This is a genomic window from Pseudomonas sp. FG35 (assembly GCF_057809295.1).
On record NZ_JBMDJR010000011.1, the window covers coordinates 111,124 to 114,642 of the forward strand.

Consider the following 3,519-nt stretch of genomic DNA (forward strand, 5'->3'; position numbering starts at 1 on the left):
CTCCACTAAGCGTCAGGCAGGCAATTTGCGAAGCCAAAACCCTGAATCTTTCGCGGGTGCATTCCCTTCACATTCCACCAACAATTCCTCGCTTCCCCGGCCGTCAGGCTTTGTGGCAACTTGGCCGCCCTTGATGAGGCTGCATCCGATGGCAAACCCTTACCGCGAGTTGTTCAACGCCCCCGGCGCCCGGGCTTTTGTGATGGCCGCGATGATCGCGCGCATGCCGATTTCCATGACCGGCATCGGTGTCATCACCATGCTCTCGCAATTGACCGGCGGTTACGCGCTGGCGGGTGGGGTGGCGGCGACGTTTGCGTTGGCCACGGCGTTTTGCGCGCCGCAGGTGTCACGGCTGGTGGACCGTTTCGGCCAGGGTCGGGTGCTGCCGGTGGCGGCGCTGATCGGCGGGGGCGCGCTGCTGATGTTGCTGCTGTGCACCCGTTTGCAGGCGCCGACCTGGACCCTGTTTGTGTGCGCAGCATTGGCCGGTTGCATGCCGAGCATGTCGGCGATGGCGCGGGCACGCTGGACCGAAATCTATCGCGGCCAGCCGCAATTGCAGACCGCTTATGCATTGGAGTCGGTGCTCGACGAAGTCTGTTTCATCGTCGGCCCGCCGTTGTCGGTGGGCTTGTGCGTCGGCGTGTTTCCCGAGGCCGGGCCACTGGCGGCGCTGTTGATGCTGGCGATTGGCGTCACAGCGTTCGTCGCCCAGCGCAGCACCGAGCCGCCGGTGCATCCGCACGAATCGCAGCATCAAGGTTCGATCATTCGTTCCACCGAAGTGCAATGGCTGCTGGCGTTGATGCTCGCCATGGGTGTGATTGTCGGCGTGGTGGATGTGGTCAGCGTCGCGTTCGCCCAGCAGCAGGGGCAGCCGGCGGCGGCGAGCATCGTGTTGTCGGTGTACGCCATCGGCTCCTGTCTGGCCGGGATTGCCTTCGGCGCAATGCGCTCGAAGCTGCCGTTGCCGCGCCTGTTTCTCTACGGCGGTCTGGCGACAGCGGTGACCACGCTGCCGTTGTTGCTGGCGAGCAACATTTTCGGGTTGGCCGTCGCGGTGTTCATTGCCGGGCTGTTCTTCTCGCCGACCCTGATCGTGGCGATGGCGTTGATCGAACGCATCGTACCGCCGGCCAAACTCACCGAAGGCCTGACCTGGCTGGTGACCGGTTTGAGCATTGGCGTGGCCATCGGTGCCGCCGGTTCCGGCGCACTGGTGGATGCGTTCGGTGCCCGCAGCGGCTTCTGGCTGGCGATTGCCGCCGGGGCAGTGGTGCTGGGCTCGGCGGTGCAGAGCTTTCGTCACCTCAAATAATGCCGGTTACCAGCCCCGGCCCGAGTTCACCCAGAAATTGACCGACAGCGACGTCGACACCGATTCCACCTGATGGAACCAGCCTTCGGGCAGGAACAGCAGATCCCCGGCTTCCAGCGTCACCCGCATGAAGGTCACGTCGCGGGCCTTGGGGAAGCGCTCATAGTCCGGCGCATCCGGGTTGAAATCGCAGCCGTCCAGCCCGCCTTCCGGCGCGGTGGACCAGGTGCCCAGCGCTTCACGATGATGCGGCGCGGCGAGGGTGAACTTCTTTTGGCCCCAGACCTGGGCGAACAGGTTGTCGGTGTCATCGCGGTGCAGCGGGGTCAATGTGCCTTTGGGGCCGATCCAGATGCGCGGTGGGATGAACAGCGAAGCGTCGAAGTAGGGCGGGTACTGAATCTGCTCCATCAGCGCTGCCGGCAGAATGTTGTTGCCCATGTAGGCCGGTGGCTCTCCGTCCGCACCTTTGACCGCCGGGCTGTCCAGCGAGGCGATGAAATCGGCCATCGACGTGGAGCGGAAGTCCCGCTCGGTCGAGAACGTCTTTTTCACGTAATCGCCGTGGCGGGTGATGCCTTGCAGTTCGGCGAAATGCACCAGCGATTCTTCGCGGCTGAGCCTGAACAGCGGCCAGTCGTGCAAGGCATTGCTGATCACCACCGGAATACCGTTGGGCAGGTAGCGGCTCTCGAATTCGATCAGCGACAACTCGCTGCGCGGTCTGCGCTCGACGACGGTTTGCGCTGGCAGGCTGGCGGTGAGTTTTTCGCTGAAACGGGGCGGCGTCGGATAGCGCTTGTTCATGTCGACCTTTTCCACGGGCGCCACCCCCCGGCGAGCGTGGTCGATGATCTGCGGCAGCATCGTCGCCAGGCCCATGTTGCCGCTGATCTTCAGGCGACCGCTGGCAAACAGTTCCTCGACGTTGGCGATGCCGGCCATGATCCCGAGAAAGTCCTGCTCAGCGACTTCAATGGTCACGTCGGGGCTGGCATGGCGACCGGCCTCGGTGCGGCTGCTCGCGCTGACCTCGGACCAGAATGCCTGTGAACCCAATACGAATTGGAAAACGCCTTCGATACCGACCGCGCCGGCATTGGCGAACAGTTTGCCCAGAATGGTCTGCAGGTCCACGGTGAATCCTCGTTGTTGTTTTGGTCTGAACGGTTAACGAGCGTTTGTAACGGAAATTTACGAACTGCCGACTAATTTGCCCGGGCAGCCATCCGTACCCTCAACAGAGACATTTTTTCCGAGGGAAGCGTGGTGACCAAGTTGACCCTGCTGTGCCTGCCGTACTCCGGCGCCAGTGCCATGGTCTACAGCCGCTGGCGGCCGAAGCTGCCGCAGTGGCTGCAATTGCAACCGGTAGAGTTGCCGGGGCGCGGTGCCCGGTTCGGCGAACCGCTGCACACCGACATGCGGGCACTGGCCATGCAACTGGCCAGGGAACTGCGGCCGACACTCAAGGCCCCTTACGCACTGTTCGGCCATAGCCTGGGCGCCTTGCTGGCCTGCGAAATGGCTCATGCCTTGCGCGCGCTGGGCTGCCCGGAGCCGGTGGCACTGTTCGCCTCGGGCACCGCAGCGCCGACGTTGCGCGCCGATTACGACCGCGGCTTTGCCGAGCCCAAGACAGACGCCGAGCTGATCGATCAGCTGCGCACACTCAATGGCACCAGTGAGGAAGTGCTGGCCAATGAAGAGTTGATGAGCCTGACGCTGCCGATCCTGCGCGCCGATTTCCTGCTGTGCGGCAAATTCCAGCCGTTGCAGCGGCCGCTGCTCAACTGCCCGGTGCACGTACTCGGCGGCAAGGCCGACAAGGCCACCACCGAGCAGTTGATCGGCTGGAGCAAGGAAACCCGTGGCAGTTTCTCGGTGGACATGCTGGCCGGTGGACACTTCTTCATTCATGAGCACGAAGCCAAGGTGCTGCGGGTGATCAAGGATCAGCTCGACGTGCATCATCGTCGACATGGCTTGATGGCCGCCGTCTAATCCGGACTCAGTACTGTCCAGAACCCTGTGAGAAGCAAGCAGGCTTGCTCCCGCAGGGTTTTTTATCGCCCGCAAATCCGCGCTGCACCTCCCTTCTGATAGTTCTTCTCAATCGCTAATTTTTCCGCTTTGCATTCGTTTTATAGGGACGACGTGCCTTTGTGCTGCCAGCCTACTGATTCGGATACCAAGAA

At 62.7% G+C, this 3,519-nt stretch carries 3 protein-coding genes; 2 read left to right on the forward strand and 1 reads right to left on the reverse strand.

The window, feature by feature from the left end; all coding sequences use genetic code 11:
* Positions 1 to 148: 148 nt before the first annotated feature.
* Complete coding sequence (locus tag ACODTD_RS21625; RefSeq protein ID WP_489105178.1) at positions 149 to 1,321, forward strand: MFS transporter; 1,173 nt, start codon at positions 149 to 151, stop codon at positions 1,319 to 1,321.
* 6 nt (positions 1,322 to 1,327) lie between these two features.
* Here ACODTD_RS21625 and ACODTD_RS21630 read toward each other — a convergent pair whose 3' ends face one another.
* On the reverse strand, positions 1,328 to 2,458 hold the full coding sequence (locus ACODTD_RS21630) for a cupin-like domain-containing protein (RefSeq protein ID WP_011333307.1): 1,131 nt from the start codon (positions 2,456 to 2,458) through the stop codon (positions 1,328 to 1,330).
* 129 nt (positions 2,459 to 2,587) lie between these two features.
* On the opposite strand from ACODTD_RS21630, the gene ACODTD_RS21635 reads away from it, so the two are divergent.
* Positions 2,588 to 3,325, forward strand: coding sequence for a thioesterase II family protein (locus tag ACODTD_RS21635; protein WP_011333308.1), 738 nt, complete (start codon positions 2,588 to 2,590; stop codon positions 3,323 to 3,325).
* Positions 3,326 to 3,519: the final 194 nt, after the last annotated feature.